Origin of the sequence: Colwellia psychrerythraea (genome assembly GCF_000764185.1) — a bacterium.
Lineage (GTDB): Bacteria > Pseudomonadota > Gammaproteobacteria > Enterobacterales > Alteromonadaceae > Colwellia > Colwellia psychrerythraea_B.
This window is the reverse complement of sequence record NZ_JQEC01000057.1, coordinates 183,218-198,784: the sequence shown is the minus strand read 5'-3', so window position 1 is coordinate 198,784 and position 15,567 is coordinate 183,218. Positions and strand designations below refer to the sequence as shown.

At 38.5% G+C, this 15,567-nt stretch carries 11 protein-coding genes; 3 read left to right on the top strand and 8 right to left on the bottom strand.

Features of this window, described 5'->3' with window-relative positions:
• Positions 1-15 precede the first annotated feature (15 nt).
• Positions 16-2,904 carry a hypothetical protein gene (locus GAB14E_RS03250; protein ID WP_033084031.1) on the bottom strand — a complete coding sequence of 963 codons (2,889 nt, stop codon included), beginning with the start codon at positions 2,902-2,904 and terminating at the stop codon, positions 16-18.
• 565 nt (positions 2,905-3,469) lie between these two features.
• On the opposite strand from GAB14E_RS03250, the gene GAB14E_RS0123425 reads away from it, so the two are divergent.
• Together GAB14E_RS0123425 and hemF are read left to right on the top strand one after the other, a co-directional pair.
• Positions 3,470-6,397 (top strand): response regulator, encoded by a 2,928-nt coding sequence (locus tag GAB14E_RS0123425; protein ID WP_052094023.1) that lies wholly within the window; start codon positions 3,470-3,472, stop codon positions 6,395-6,397.
• A 134-nt stretch (positions 6,398-6,531) separates the two neighbouring features.
• Positions 6,532-7,479, top strand: coding sequence for an oxygen-dependent coproporphyrinogen oxidase (gene hemF, locus GAB14E_RS03255; RefSeq protein WP_052094020.1), 948 nt, complete (start codon positions 6,532-6,534; stop codon positions 7,477-7,479).
• An 85-nt stretch (positions 7,480-7,564) separates the two neighbouring features.
• Here hemF and arfA read toward each other — a convergent pair whose 3' ends face one another.
• Entirely contained in the window at positions 7,565-7,768 is a 204-nt protein-coding gene (gene arfA, locus GAB14E_RS03260; RefSeq protein ID WP_033084030.1) for an alternative ribosome rescue factor ArfA, read from the bottom strand.
• 201 nt (positions 7,769-7,969) lie between these two features.
• Here arfA and GAB14E_RS03265 point away from each other — a divergent pair, with 201 nt between their 5' ends.
• Positions 7,970-8,707 carry a dienelactone hydrolase family protein gene (locus GAB14E_RS03265; protein ID WP_033084029.1) on the top strand — a complete coding sequence of 246 codons (738 nt, stop codon included), beginning with the start codon at positions 7,970-7,972 and terminating at the stop codon, positions 8,705-8,707.
• Between the two features lie 358 nt (positions 8,708-9,065).
• Here GAB14E_RS03265 and GAB14E_RS03270 read toward each other — a convergent pair whose 3' ends face one another.
• The 6 genes from GAB14E_RS03270 to GAB14E_RS03295 all read right to left on the bottom strand — a co-directional run bounded on the left by GAB14E_RS03270 (position 9,066) and on the right by GAB14E_RS03295 (position 15,456).
• On the bottom strand, positions 9,066-11,384 hold the full coding sequence (locus tag GAB14E_RS03270) for a sensor domain-containing protein (RefSeq protein WP_033084028.1): 2,319 nt from the start codon (positions 11,382-11,384) through the stop codon (positions 9,066-9,068).
• 238 nt (positions 11,385-11,622) lie between these two features.
• A complete protein-coding gene (gene rplS / locus GAB14E_RS03275; protein ID WP_033084027.1) occupies positions 11,623-11,976 on the bottom strand; it encodes a 50S ribosomal protein L19 in 354 nt (117 codons plus the stop codon).
• 26 nt (positions 11,977-12,002) lie between these two features.
• Positions 12,003-12,788, bottom strand: coding sequence for a tRNA (guanosine(37)-N1)-methyltransferase TrmD (trmD, locus tag GAB14E_RS03280; RefSeq protein WP_033084026.1), 786 nt, complete (start codon positions 12,786-12,788; stop codon positions 12,003-12,005).
• A gap of 39 nt (positions 12,789-12,827) precedes the next feature.
• Positions 12,828-13,355 carry a ribosome maturation factor RimM gene (gene rimM, locus GAB14E_RS03285; protein ID WP_033084025.1) on the bottom strand — a complete coding sequence of 176 codons (528 nt, stop codon included), beginning with the start codon at positions 13,353-13,355 and terminating at the stop codon, positions 12,828-12,830.
• Between the two features lie 27 nt (positions 13,356-13,382).
• Positions 13,383-13,628: a 30S ribosomal protein S16 gene (gene rpsP / locus GAB14E_RS03290; RefSeq protein WP_011044805.1), complete on the bottom strand. Its 246-nt coding sequence runs from the start codon at positions 13,626-13,628 to the stop codon at positions 13,383-13,385.
• A 211-nt stretch (positions 13,629-13,839) separates the two neighbouring features.
• Positions 13,840-15,456: a putative bifunctional diguanylate cyclase/phosphodiesterase gene (locus GAB14E_RS03295; protein WP_033084024.1), complete on the bottom strand. Its 1,617-nt coding sequence runs from the start codon at positions 15,454-15,456 to the stop codon at positions 13,840-13,842.
• Positions 15,457-15,567 lie beyond the last annotated feature (111 nt).

Sequence of the window (15,567 nt, the reverse complement as noted above, 5' to 3'; positions counted from 1 at the left end):
GAGTTTTATCGCTTATTAATCTTCTAAACCAACAGTCCAGTTAGCCGTCCAGTTATTCTCTGCTGAGACTGCACCTATGTGTGTGGCACTTTCGAAAAATGCGTGACCGGTAAAATCTTTCGCTGGGGTAGCATCGATAGTGAAAATTCCGTTCAGTACCGCAGCTATATCAGCAGCAGTGCTATTATTAACATTCAAGCTAGGGTTTTGATTCAATGCCCAATCCTCGGTATTTAACAGCACTGATGTATCTTCTGCTTTAGCACTTTTAAAGTTCTCACTACAAGCGAATACTGAGTTTGAAATAACCGTTTCACCGGCGATTGCTTGCTCAGCAGTAACGGAACTCGTTGCGCCACCTTCAATTTCTAAACACTCGCCAGCAGCATTGGTAACGACAAAGTTATGTAATTGTGCCTTAGTGCCTTCACGTAAATAAATACCTTCAGAATCTTTATCCGCGGTATCAAAGGCGTTACCTATGATAGTCATGTTGGCAATGGTAGGGTTAGATTGTGGTAACTTGTTTGGCATAGAGCCGTCGTTATCACCTTCAATGCCACGGTTAGCTGCACTATTATCTGGTGCATGTTTCACTAATACATATTGCAAGTTGCCACGGTAACCGTTATCCCAATCAACGCTATCATCTTGGTTAGAGGTCAATACCACATACTTGGCATTTACTGTACCGCCGAAGAACTCAATACCATCATCAGCATTTTCATGTACTTGAATATATTCTACTTTTGTACCTGAGCCGACACCGCCAAAAGTAATACCATTTAGCTCGTTATCCGGGGCAATTTCATAACCCGCATGTTTAACGACGACATAACGTAGAGTGCCTGAACTATCGCTATCATTAGTGCCGCCAAATACCGCTCCTTCTTGCACCCCCTCTACTTGTAAAGCACAGTCACTGCCATCCGTTGGACATTTGTTTGACTGAGCATTGCCTAACAGCACAATACCGCCCCATTGACCTGCAGTAGTCTCACCGCCGGTGATATCTTCACTGGAAGTAAAAGTAATTGGCGCGCTGGCACTACCATTGGCTTCAATTTTTGAATCACGACTAACAACGAGGTAATCACCACCTGAGCGACCAAATATAGTGGTGCCTGCTTCAATGTTTAACGTGGCACTATTGGTTTTATCATCACCAATAAATACTGGACCACTTAAGGCATACAAGTTATTTGCCGTTAAGGTTAAATTAGTGGTGATGGTGCCTGATAGTTGACATGTTGTGGTTACACCATCAGCGGGTGAAATGGCGCTAGTACCTGTTGGACAACCTTGTGTTTCTGCTGGGGCGGTAACAACACCACCACCAAAGCCAAATGCCCAACCTTGTCGCCAATCATTGTTAGTAGCATCAGAGCCGTCGAATGCGCCAATATAATCAACACTGTCAAACCAAGCATCCTGGGTAGTGGCAACATCTTGTCCAGCATTATCAGCAATTAATGGCGAACCACTATCAGGTATACCCGTTTCACCAATAAGAATTGAATTGCTGATGCTGTTTGATGGCTCTGTTGTAAACCAAGTTGCTAAATCAAGTAACACTGATTTATCTTCGGCTTTAGCATCTTTGAAGTTTTCATTGTTATTACAAGCCATCACTACATTTTGCATAACAATTTTACCGTTATTAGCATTATCAACGGTTACTGATGAAGTTGCACCGCCTTCAAGCTCAAAGCACTCGCCCATTTCACTTGGACCAGTAATAAGAGTATTAAAGATTTTAGCGGCTGTGCCTTCACGTAAATAAATACCTTCAGAGTCTTTATCTGCGGTATCAAAATTATTGCCGATAATGGTCATGTTGGCGATGGTCGGGTTTGATTGTGGCTCTTTATCAGGGCTTGAACCGTCGTTATCACCTTCTATAGCGCGGTTTGCTTCACCTGCATTTTTCGCATGCTCAATATAGATATGTTGAAGTTTACCTTTAAAGCCGTTATCCCAATCAACACTGTCATCTCTGTTGCCCGTTAACACTAAATGTTTAGCATTTACTGCACCACCAAAGAACTCAACACCATCATCAGCATTAGCATGAACTTGGATATAATCAACGACAGTGCCAGAGCCAACACCACCAAAAGTAATGCCGTTTAATTCATTATCTGGAGCAATTTCAAACCCAGCGTACTTAACAACTACATATTTTAAAATACCTGAATTATCTTGCCAATCAGTACCACCAAATACTGCCCCTTCGGCCACACCTTCAACTTGTAGTGCACAATCACTGCCATCAGTTGGACATTTGTTTGATGGCGCATTACCTAAAATAACTAAACCACCCCATTGTCCTGCGGTTGTCGCTTCGCCTTTAACATCTTGAATAGATGTCAAAATAATTGGCTTAGTTTTACTACCCTCTGCCATTATTTGAGCATCACGATGAACAACAATGTAGTCATTACCTGATTGACCAAACAGTACCGCGCCTGGCTCGATGGTAAGCACAACATCAGTATCTGGATTACGTGTTTTGGCTTTTTGATTGTCAGTGCTTCGTGATTGAGAAGCTTGTACAGCAACACCACCCACTTCCAAAGCACCACTAATTGCGTACATAACCGGCTTACCATCAAAGTTTGCCACCAAGGTGGTACTTTCATTAATAATGCTGTCTAACACTTGTACTTGTACATCAAAACCAAGACTAGCTGATACTTCTGCACTTAAAGTGGTGTTGGCTTTACCCGGTAAAGACTTACCATCACCAGGGCCTGGTGTTACTGGCGCTGGGTTTTCAATAATAGTATCACCTACTGAATTATCGACATCAGAAGTTAAGTTGATATCACCACCACAAGCCGTTAAACCTAAGCTTAAGGCTGTTGCTACTATACTGAATTTAAATTTTTTTTTAGTTTGCATTTCATTTGCTCCGCAGCAATTAATGAAGGATTAATTTTCACCAAATATGTGCAACCATTTGTTTAAGTTACGCACCCTTGGGTGATTAATTGTTCGTACAATGTAAATTTGATTACATAATAAGGCGGACAAATGACAGAAATGTTTTAGAACTATGACCTTTTGATGTCGTTAACATTGCAGAAAAATGACAAACATAAACATGAAATAAGAAAAAATTTACTTCTAACAAAGGCATGGCAGTTGTTTGTGAATACAGCTGTGAATAACTTATCGTTAATCCAGCCCATAAAAATTAGTTTTAAAAAACCTCTAAAACCAACATCAGTCCTGGCAAAACCTTTGCTGGTGATAAAGTGTCATGGCTTAATTTTAAATAGAGCTTCATTAGTTGTTTTTTTGTTTTTTTGTTTTTTTGACTCAATAAAGGTAATAGCCAATTCATCGACAAATTATCGACAAATTATCGTTAAATATTAGCTAAATGATTGAAAAATAGCGTGAGATAAAAGTAATAATAAGCTATACCTAAGGCATAGATTATTCTTCGGTACAGAAAATTTAAATGGACTCAGATAAAACACACGGAAAACCCGTTACTTTGCGCTATAAAATCAGTGAATTCATTATTCGTTATTCCTTAAAAATAGCGGTATTGCTGATGGTTACAGGCATAATTAGTGCCTATTTTTTTCTAGCGAGCACCGCACAAACACTTACCAAGCAAACATCACAACTCAATGCGCAACGCTACTTAGAAGCTTTATCGGCCTTTCGTACTCTTTATACCGAAGAAGTCGTTAATACCGCTAAAAAACAAAATATCACCATAAGTCACGACTACAAGAACATCAAAAATGCCATCCCTTTGCCAGCAACTTTAAGTATGGCGTTAGGCAAAGAAATAGGTAAATTTCAATCAGGTGCTAAGACTTTTTTATATAGTCCCTATCCATTCCCTTGGCGAGCAAAAGAAAACAAAGCGATATTTAGTCAGGACTTCTCTCAGCAAGCATGGGATAGCTTAACCGATAACCCGAAAAAAGCCTTCTTTCGCTTTGAGGAAGTAAATGGCCAGATGTCGATACGATATGCGATTGCCGATGTCATGCGCGAAGGTTGTATTGATTGTCATAACAACCATGCACAAACTCCGAAGAATGATTGGCAACTCGGTGATGTAAGGGGAGTTATGGAAGTAATTTTACCCATTAATAAAGCCCAATTTGCCGCACAATCATCCCTACAAGCCACTTTCATTGTTTTGTTTACTATGATGGGCCTTATCACAATAGTACTCTTTATCTTTTTCAGTCGAATTAAAAAAGATGCCAAAAAACTGGCCGATTCAAATTTAGAGATGATGGACAAGCAGCAACAAGTCAATTTTGCCAATGAGGAAATGAGTTTAGCTATTGAACAGCTAGAACTTAAGGCAATAGAATTAGTTAGCAGTAACCAAGTAAAGGCTGACTTTATGGCTACTATGAGTCATGAAATTCGCACACCACTCAATGGTGTTATTGGTATGCTGAGTTTATTAAAGCAAAGTGAGATGAGCCATGAACAAAATCATCACACTCACCTAGCAACGGTAAGTGCCAGCTCATTATTGAACATCATCAATGACATTCTTGATTTTTCCAAAATTGAAGCAGATAAGCTATTCATTGAATCAGTAGAAATACATCTAGCTGATCTGGTTACTAACCTAAGCTCAACTATGGCACATATTGCCCACGAAAAAGGTTTAGAGCTCATCGTTGACGTTGCACAATTAAAGCATGTAGTGGCTAGAGGTGATCCTCATAGGATCAAGCAAATCCTCAGCAATCTAATCAGTAATGCCATTAAATTTACCGCAAAAGGTGAAGTTGTAATTAGCACCAACATAAGCGTTATTGATGATACTAAGTTGCAGTTTTCTTGTTCAGTAAAAGATACCGGCATCGGTATCGAGCAATCAAAATTAGACTCTATGTTTGAACGTTTTACTCAAGAAGATAGCTCAACAACACGCCAGTACGGCGGTACTGGTTTGGGGTTAGCAATAGTAAGAAAATTATGCCAACTGATGCATGGCGACATTACGGTGACTAGTCAACAAGGCCGAGGCAGCACTTTTAGTTTTACCTTGTTATTAGAGTCTTGCCGCTCAGTAAAAGCAGAGTTGCCACAATTAGACTTATCAGAATATCGAATATTAATAGTTGATGATAATAAAACCAATAGGGAAGTTTTGCATGGGCAATTAACGCTTTGGGGCGCCTGTGTTCGTCAAGCCGATAGTGCCAAGTCTGCATTAGCCTACTTAACTGAAAGCTTAAAAAAAGCAAAAGATAAACAGTTCGACATGGCCATTTTAGATATGCATATGCCCGAAATGAACGGTGCTCAACTGGGGCAGCAGATAAAAGCCAATAACAAATTAGCACATTTAAAACTCATTATGCTCACCTCTCTAGCTAGACCTGGCGATGCTCAATATTTTGCTAGTTTAGGTTTTGATTTCAGCTTACCTAAACCCGTGATCACAGCAGATCTAGCAAATGCAATAATTCAAGTAGTCAATGGCAATGAGCCAACAAAAACACAACCGGCTTTACCCGTAAAAAATGATACTAAAAAAATAACAGTTAAACCTTTACCCAAATCTACTCGCATATTATTAGTAGAAGATAATTCCATAAACCAAATTGTTGCTAAGAGTCTATTAACCAACTTAGGTGCGCAAGTTGAGATAGCGAGTAATGGCAAAGAGGCACTTTCATGTTTAGAGAATGAGCATTTTGATGCGGTGTTAATGGATTGTCAGATGCCAATAATGGACGGTTATACCGCGACTAAAGCTATTAGAAAATCTCATAGGGATTATACAGATATTTACATTATTGCCATGACAGCGAATGCTATGAGTGGTGACCGAGATAAGTGTATTGCTGCAGGTATGAATGACTACTTAACTAAACCTGTCGATATTATTGCTTTAGAAAATAGCCTATTAAAAGCATTAAACCTACCTTTGGATCAAATCGAAGCTATTACGCCACAGATAAATGAACCAAAGGTAACTGAACCAAAGGTAACTGAACCAAAGGTAACTAACAATGATACTGAAGTTAAACCCGACGAGCCTTCTGTTAGTAGCAATGCTTGGGGTAAAGAAGAATTCTATAAAAGGGTTGGCCAAAACCAGCAATTAGCTGAACGTATAGTGACTATGTATTGCCAAGATATGCCCGCAGAAATTGATAAGTTAAGCCAAGCAATTACAGCTAAGGATGATAAAGAAATTGAGGCTATTGCTCATAAAGTAAAGGGCTCAAGTGCTAACCTTGAAGCAACGATACTCGCTCAATGCGCACTTGAGATAGAGCTTGCTGTTAAAGAAAATAATAGTGACGAAATTGAATTGTTATCGATTAAGCTTAAAGATGATTTTGCTGAATTAATAGCCGAGCTTGAAGGTTTTCTCGCATATAATATGCAATAACGTCATAGCATCTATTTATCGCTTTAAATTGCCTATAGTGATGGCTGTACATAGTACTTTGACACCATGACAGCCATTACCTACAATACTCACTCTTACCTTATGCATACTAATCATTGATGAAGAAGCAAGCAATGCCAAATCAAGCCCTACCTAATAACGAAACTAATAACAAAACTGATATAACAACAGTCATCGCATTTTTTAAAACCCTACAAGATAAAATTTGTCTAGCTTTAGAAGAAGCTGACGGCTCAGGAAAGTTTGTTGAAGATAATTGGCAACGAAAAGAAGGCGGTGGAGGCAGAACTCGCGTGATGACCAATGGCACTGTTGTTGAACAAGGCGGGGTGAACTTTTCCGTGGTTTCAGGCGATAAATTACCGCCATCAGCAACAGCTCATCGACCTGAGCTTGCTGGTAGAACTTGGCAAGCTTGTGGTGTATCGCTGGTTATTCATCCAAAAAACCCACATATTCCAACATCACACGCTAATGTTCGCTTTTTCATTGCAGAAAAAGAAGGTGAAGATCCTGTTTGGTGGTTTGGTGGTGGTTTTGATTTAACGCCTTTTTATCCAAAACATGAAGATGTAGAGCATTGGCATCAAACCGCTTTTGATTTATGTCAGCCATTTGGCGAAAGTGTTTATAACGATCATAAAAAATGGTGTGATGAATACTTCTTTTTAAAACATCGTGATGAAACACGTGGTGTTGGAGGGTTATTTTTTGACGATTTAAACCAGTGGGGTTTCGATACTTGTTTTGACTATGTCAAAGCTGTAGGCCAAGGGTTTCTTGATGCTTATGTACCTATTATGCAGCGCCGTAAAGACGATGAATACAGCGAGAATGAACGCCAATTCCAGCTATATCGTCGTGGCCGCTATGTAGAATTCAATTTAGTCTTTGATCGAGGTACTTTGTTTGGTTTGCAATCGGGTGGTAGAACAGAATCTATTTTGATGTCTATGCCACCACTGGCGCGTTGGGAATATAACTTTCAAGCGGATGAAGGTAGTTGCGAGGCTCAATTAGCAGATTATTTAAGTCCAAAAGATTGGCTAAAGGTTTTATAAACAAAGCTGTGAAAGCTTAAAAGAATACTAACGTAGTAAATCGTTAAAATAAAAGTCTTATTTAATAAGGGCTAGCAATAAGCTGCTAAGCCGCCATTAAATAAGACTCTCGTCTTAGATTCTTTGTTTTACGTTGATATGAACCTTTACCCTTTTTAGCTTTTACAACCTGCATTTTATAAACTTTTGAAGTGACCAACGCCGCTAAGAAGTTACCTTTAATTTGTCCTCTGCCCAGCTCAGTTTCGTTATTGCCAACTTTCGCTAATGGCTTCTTTTGTTTACTCATGATTTACCCTTTTAAAGTGTCTTACTTATTTAACCTAAAGTTAGGAGGTTAAGTTCATTACCTCCAATGTAGTACTTTTGTATTATACGCATTAAACCCTAAATAATCAGGAGATACTATTTTTCTTGTGAGTCTACGCGTAAACTAAATGCCAACTTCCCCTTTTATTCTCTTATCAAATACAAGGACATTCAAGTAATAATGATCATTCAACAGCACAGTCATGATATTGAAACGCCAACAGGTACTATGCGTACTTATGTTTATCGCCCACAAGCAACAGGCAAGTTTCCTACTATTATTTTTTATTCTGAAATTTTCCAACAAACAGCGCCCATAGCAAGAACCGCTGCTCTGATGGCCGGTCATGGCTTTGTGGTACTCGTTCCAGAAGTTTTTCATGAATTAAACCCTATTGGCACTGTATTAGGTTATGACGATGCAGGTAAAGATAAAGGTAACCAAGACAAGTGGACTAAACCTTTAGAACACCATGATAGCGATACTCAAGCTTTAGTCCACTATATTCAACAACTAGAATATTGCACAGGGAAAATTGGTACCATGGGCGTTTGCATTGGCGGTCATTTAGCTTATCGTGCCGCTTTAAATGAAAATATTTTATCCGCCGCTTGTTTATATCCTACCGACATCCACTCATGTGACTTACCGAGCGGTAAAGGTAATGATTCTCTAACACGCACTAAAGACATTAAAGCCGAATTGCTAATGATTTTTGGCAAGCAAGATCCACACATTCCGGATGAAGGTCGCATGATCATTCACAAAAACCTTTTGGCTTCAGGCAATGTTTTCTCATGGCATGAATTTAATGCCTCTCATGCTTTTATGCGAGACGAAGGCGAGCGCTACGATCCTCAACTTGCATTAAGAGTATACGGCATGTCAGTTGAGCTATTTCAGCGTACTTTAGCTTAACTGAGTATTAGTCTAGATTCGTTCAGATTAGATTAGGAAAATAAAGTGATACGATGTTTCATTTACCTCAAATGAAACATCGTTTGGTAGTAATACCAATTACACTAATAAATTGATCAACGTAGAGTTATATTAGCGAGCTTAGAACAAGAAAGATTACTTAAACATAGTAATTCTATATTTTTTTAATTTTGTGCCGTTATTAGTTTGCAAATAAACTCCCAAAGGGCGAGTTTAAAAGGCATACATGCAGCGTTATTAATTTTGAGAAGGGAATACCATTCTCTTCAATCAATGCCTTGCCTCTACGCCTTTTAATTCTCGCTAAGTGGTCAATTAATTAATGTACTTGGTATAGTTATTTTACTGGCAAATAATGAGCAGACTCTACCTTAATATCACCACCTTGCTCTGCAAGTAAAGAGATCAACTGCTCTGGTAGAATGGGTTTACTAAACCAGTAGCCTTGAATTTCTTCACAGCCTAAGCCCCGTAAAAAATCAACATGGCTTTCTTCTTCGACGCCCTCGGCAATAAGCGATAAATTCAAACTTTTCCCTAAAGAAACAATGGTTTTGATAATGGCTCTATCTTCATCATTTTCATGGCAATCACGAATAAATGATTGGTCAATCTTCAACTTATCAATGGGGAAACGCTTTAAATAAGACAGGGATGAATAACCTGTACCAAAGTCATCTATTGATAGATGTAATCCTGTTGATTTAAGCTGCTGAAGCACAGCAAGGGTAACTTCTTCATTGTGCATGAAGACACCTTCAGTAATTTCTAATTCAAGGTTGTGTGGTGGTAGCCCCACATCAGCAAGGGCATTTCGTACTGAGTGACAAAATTGAGGATGAGTAAATTGGCGAGGTGATACATTAACCGCAACAATAATGTCGATATAACCCAAATCAACTAACTGTTTAGCAAACTGGCAAGCTTGTTCTAATATCCATTGACCTATAGGAATGATTAACCCTGATTGTTCAGCCAACGGAATAAAGTTTACTGGTGATATAATGTCACCGCCGTGTCGCCAGCGAACTAAAGTTTCAATGCCTGTAACTCGATTACTTTGAATATCTAGTTGTGGTTGAAAAACTAAGAACAATTCTTTTTTAGCAACAGCATGACGTAACTTATTAATTAATTCTATATTTTTTTGGCTATTTTCTGAAAACCTAGGCTCATAAAGACAAAAGTTATTATGTTCATCCTCGCTAGCAATGACTAAGGCGTTATGGGCACTTTTTATAAGGAAATTTCTATCATCACCATGGATGGGATAACAGCCATAGCCAAAATCTAATTCAACAAAAAATTCGCCACACTGAGTCAATAATGGCTGCTCTGCCACGTCACTAACAAGCTTAGTGAGTTGTTGCAATGCTAGTGAATTATTACTTTTACTACACAATAAACCAAACTGGCTATCGTTAGTTTGGTAAAATAAAACACCTGTGGGTAGTGCGAGAGAAATATTTTTAGCTAGTGTATTAACCAGTGCTTCTGTTGCTTCTAAACCTAGAGCACTCACTTTTTCATCAAAAGATCTAATAGAAAAAATGCCAATAGAGAACTTTTCACCTGCCTTAATAGCATTATCAATGTCATTATTAAATTTATACTGGTTTGGCAAATTTGTCGCTTGGTTATAAAATGCTAGCAGGTTGACTCGCTCTTCCGCTAATTTACGCTCGGTAACATCCTTTATGTGAATATCATAGGCATCTATTTCTTCATGCCAATAGACACTGATGTGTAAAACATGATCATTAAGCACTTGTTCAACAACACTATTATGCTCGTTCTGAGAGCTTAATTGCTGCCTTAAGGAAAGAAAATTATTTGGCAATAAGTACTCTACCTCTTCAGCTTTATAACCAACACTTACTAATAACTTATCACAAGCAGGATTAGCAAAGACAACCTCTCCTAGATTATTAACACTTAAAATAGGGTTGGGATTTCGATGTGAAAACAATGCTAAACGAGTGTTTTTTGCTTGTGTGAGCATATACAGTCGAAGATACCAAGACGTTATACCTGCAATAAGTACAATAGCAATTCCATAAACAATCACTAACCAATGCGATATTGCCATTTGCTTTAAAGTTGCTTGATGACCTTCATCGACTGTTTTTTTAGTTTGCATCTCAATAGATTTAAGCGTCGGCAATAATTGCCGTCTTATTGTTGAGACCTTTGTTAAAATAACACGCATCTCATCCCAATTATCTTCATCAACCTGCATCGCTTGATAAAAATTATCAAACAAAACCTCAATATCTTGCTGCCCTTTAACAATGATAGCCGCCTCCTTTTCAAAGCGAATTTGCTTCAAAATAATAGCTAAATGCATATTAAAGGTATTTTTAACCACTGCTGAGGACTTAAGAAAGCTGTCATTTTCTTGTGAGCGGTAATATTCATAAATAACCCTTTCTTGCTCACTCAAGTCTGCCATTAATTCATTAATGCTGGTTAATATCGGAATACGATTACTCACTAAATCGATAGCATTAGTTTTGACATTTTCTGTAGATTGATAAACCACGAATGATAAAGCTAATCCCATAAAAATGGCAAAGGCTGCTAACAATGACGCTCGTAGTAAATAAGGTTTGCTGATTGATGCCATGGTGAGTCCTTGCTTTTTAGGGCGTTTCATTAATTACTTTACTCGTTTATATATGACAGGTTTTTATCAGAAAAAATTACAGAAAATAGAAAGTATCTTTAAACACTGCTCTGACAGTAAAGGGGTTGTGCTGATGAAATGCAAGCTTTCTTTCTCAGCGGGGTTGGTGCGGCAATATTTTTAACATTAAATACAAAAAAGCCTGAATAATTGCTTATTCAGGCTTTTTATCAAACTTTCTTTACAGAAAACTGTATAAAAAATATTTCTATTTCTTAGCCAATTTTTCTTTAATACGTGCTTTACGGCCAGATAGCTCGCGCAAGTAGTAAAGTTTAGCTTGACGAACATCACCACGACGTATCACTGATATTGAATCAACAATTGGGCTATGTGTCTGGAATACACGCTCTACACCAACACCGTTCGAGATTTTACGAACAGTGAAAGCAGAATGTAAGCCGCGGTTTTTAACAGCAAGGATAACACCTTCAAATGCTTGAAGACGTGATTTATCACCTTCTGTAACTTTTACTTGAACTACAACAGTATCGCCTGGAGCGAATGTTGGTAGATCTGTTTTTAATTGCTCTTGTTCGAGCATTTCAAGAATTTTACTCATAATACCTTCTTCCTAGTATGCACAGTCTAAGTGGTTTGCTTCGCTTGTTTCTTAATCAGAGCAAGCGCTTTTTCCTGCTCAGCTGTCAGAGCTAGGTTTGTTAATAATTCGGGTCTTCTAGTCCACGTTCTAAGCAAAGATTGCTCTTGTCGCCATAGACGTATATGTTCATGATTACCACTAAGCAATACTTTCGGTACTGACATTTCTTCTCCGTGAGGAGTAGTCATTACTTCTGGCCTGGTGTAATGAGGACAGTCTAATAAACCGTTAGAGAAGGAGTCCTGCTCTGCTGATTCTTTATGTCCTAAAACGCCTGGCACTAAGCGTGCTACAGCATCTATCACATTCATCGCAGGGAGTTCACCACCACTTAAAATGTAATCGCCAATCGACCATTCCTCGTCAATATCTGACGCGATTAATCGCTCGTCTATGCCTTCATATCTCCCAGCAATAAATACTAGTCGATCATGTTGTGCTAATTCACTTACGCCCTGTTGATCAAGCTTTCGTCCTTGCGGAGATAAGTAAATAACTTTAGCCTTTGTACCACCATGAATGGCAGCATCAGCGTCTGCAGCTTTACGCGCCTCAGCTATAGCATCACGTAATGGTTGCACCATCATTAACATGCCCGGACCACCGCCATAAGGACGATCATCAACGGTACGATGTTTATCATGGGTAAAGTCTCTTGGATTCCATAACTGAAATTCAATTAACCCATTACGAATCGCTCGGCCAGTTACCCCGTACTCCGTGATAGCATTAAACATTTCGGGAAAAAGGCTTATAACCCCAATCCACATTTTGTTTTTCTCTTTAATAGAGGTAGTGCTAGTCACAAGTTAAAAACCCGGATCCCAGTCAACACAAATTTGTTTATTTTCGATGCTAACCGACTCAATAACTTGTTCAAAAAGATAAGGGATTAACCGCTCTTTTTTACTAAAACCATCATTTAAGTTAGCTTTCACAACCAGTACATCATTAGCGCCAGTTTCCATCATGTCTGAAACTACACCCAGGTCGTAACCCTTGTTAGTCACAACAGACATACCTATTAAATCGCGCCAGTAAAAATCATCTTGCGATAATTCTGGCAACGCTGCTTCACCGGTTTGTATTTCTGAGCCGACTAATGCTTGCGCTTCATCTCTGTCATCAATACCTGCCACTTTCACAATTAGGCCTTTGTTATGCTTGCGCCAATCAGTTATTTCAACTGTTTGTGTGTTATTCCCTAATTTTAATGACCAAGGGAAATAGTCAAGTATGGCATCAGTTTCATCAGTGAATGAATGAACTTTCAACCAACCTTTGATGCCATAAACAGCGCCTACTTTACCTAAGGTGATCTGTTGTTCTTTACTCACAAAATTCTCCTTCTACCTACTAAGTAATTAAGCCGCAGTTGCGTCTTTAACTAACTTAGCCACACGATCAGATACTGTCGCACCTTGACCTACCCAATGGGTAATACGGTCTAGATCTAAGCGTAACTTCTCTGCTTGACCTTGTGCTGTTGGGTTGAAGAAACCAACTTTCTCGATGAAACGACCATCGCGAGAGTTACGGCTATCTGCAACAACAACCTGATAGAATGGACGCTTTTTAGCGCCGCCACGAGCTAAACGAATGGTAACCATATCGTCCTCTATATATGTTAAGTGTTAAAACGGATTTTCCAGACACTTCCTGCCGCCAAGCGACAGAAAAGCTCGCGTATTTTACGCTTCTAGTATATTTTTACAAGCTTTATTTCTCTATCGTGTACAAGAGAGGGTCATTCGGCCTTCACTAGTCTTGCATGGTCATGATGTAAAGTGCGGTATGGGTAATTAAATAGTCAGTTATTTTTTACCATGATGGCGATAGCAAAAGTTGCTCAAAAGCTTTCGCGTCAACAGGCCTACTAAAGTGGTATCCTTGCATAGAGTCAACATTGTTAGCATCCATAAATTTATGCTGTTCGCTAGTTTCAACGCCCTCTGCAGTAATGTGTAATTTTAACTGCTTAGCTAAGGCAATAATGGCTCTTATAGCTATAACATTACCTGCGCTTGTTGAGATGTTTTTTATGAAACTACCATCAATTTTCAATTTATTAAGCTTAAACTTAGACAGATATTTAATTGATGAATAACCAGTGCCAAAATCATCTAGGGCGATAGAGATACCTAGTTCGTGCAACTGCCTAAGTTGTACTATGGATAACTTAGCATCCTTCATCAGTGCTTTTTCGGAAAACTCTAACTCTAAATACTGAGGTTCTAAATGACTACTCGCAAGAGAATCAGCAACTGTGGAGGAAAAATCCTTTATACCTAATTGCATAACAGACATATTAATTGCTATCACTAATCTAGGGTAACCTTGGTGCTGCCAAGTTTTGTTTTGCAAACAAGCTTGGCTGAGCACCCACTCACCAATCTTGGGAATGATACCTATCTCTTCAGCGATAGGAATAAATACATCTGGCGGTAAATCCCCTAACAATTCATTATGCCAACGCAATAATGCTTCAACGCCAATAATTTCACTTGAAACAGTTGAAATTATTGGCTGGTAATGTAGGCTGAATTCTTCCTTCTCCATTGCATCCAGTAATTGTTCAGCTATTTTTTTCTTACTGTCTACTTGGCTTTGTAGCTCTTTAGAGAAAAAAGCTAAGCTATTGCGTCCTTGCTCCTTAGCAAAACACATCGCAGTATCTGCATTTTTAATTAATTCTTTACTGTGCTCGCCATCATTAGGGGATAACGCAATGCCAATATTGCTGGTTATATACATTTCTTGCATAGAAATCCGGTAACATTTAGCAAGCTTCACCATTAACTTAGCTGCAAAATCATTGATATCTTCAGTAGGTGAAAGTGATTCAAGTATAATAATAAATTCGACACCTGTAATTCTTGCTAAAGTATCACCTGAACGTAACTCACTTGATAAACGCTTAGCAGCCTGTTGCAATAACTTATCGCCCCCTTCATGACCTTGTTTATCATTAATCGCCTTAAAATCTTCAATACCAATGAATAGTACGGCAATTGATGTATTGCTTCTTGCGGCACGCGCTAAAGCATGCTCTAAACGATTTAGGCAAAGTTCTTGGTTAGGAAGGTTAGTTAGGTTATCAAAGAAAGCTAGACGCTTAATTTCTTCTTCAGCAACATATTGTAGCTTCATCTTTTTACGTAAATATAAACTATAACGAGACAATAGCATTAATATGCCAAGGGCTGAAATACTAATTAGAGTAATAATTTCATTTAATTGAAATTTTTGTTGGTTACTAGATAATTGCATAATAAATGCAGGCACATCGACAAACCTGCTTGACCACAGCAGAGCAAAGGTAATGAGCACTATAAATATACTTTCAAATACAAAAGCAAAACGTTCAAAAAAACCGACTTTAATTTGCTCATTTTCTTGAGAGTTGACAACAGTTTTGTTTGAGTTTTTTTTAGCCATAAAGTCGAGTACCCCAATTAAAATCCATAACTAAAGTTAAAAACCAGAGTCCATCATTTAATTGAATAGATAAACAGTGATATCAATGCCAATACTCACCGTCATTAGTTA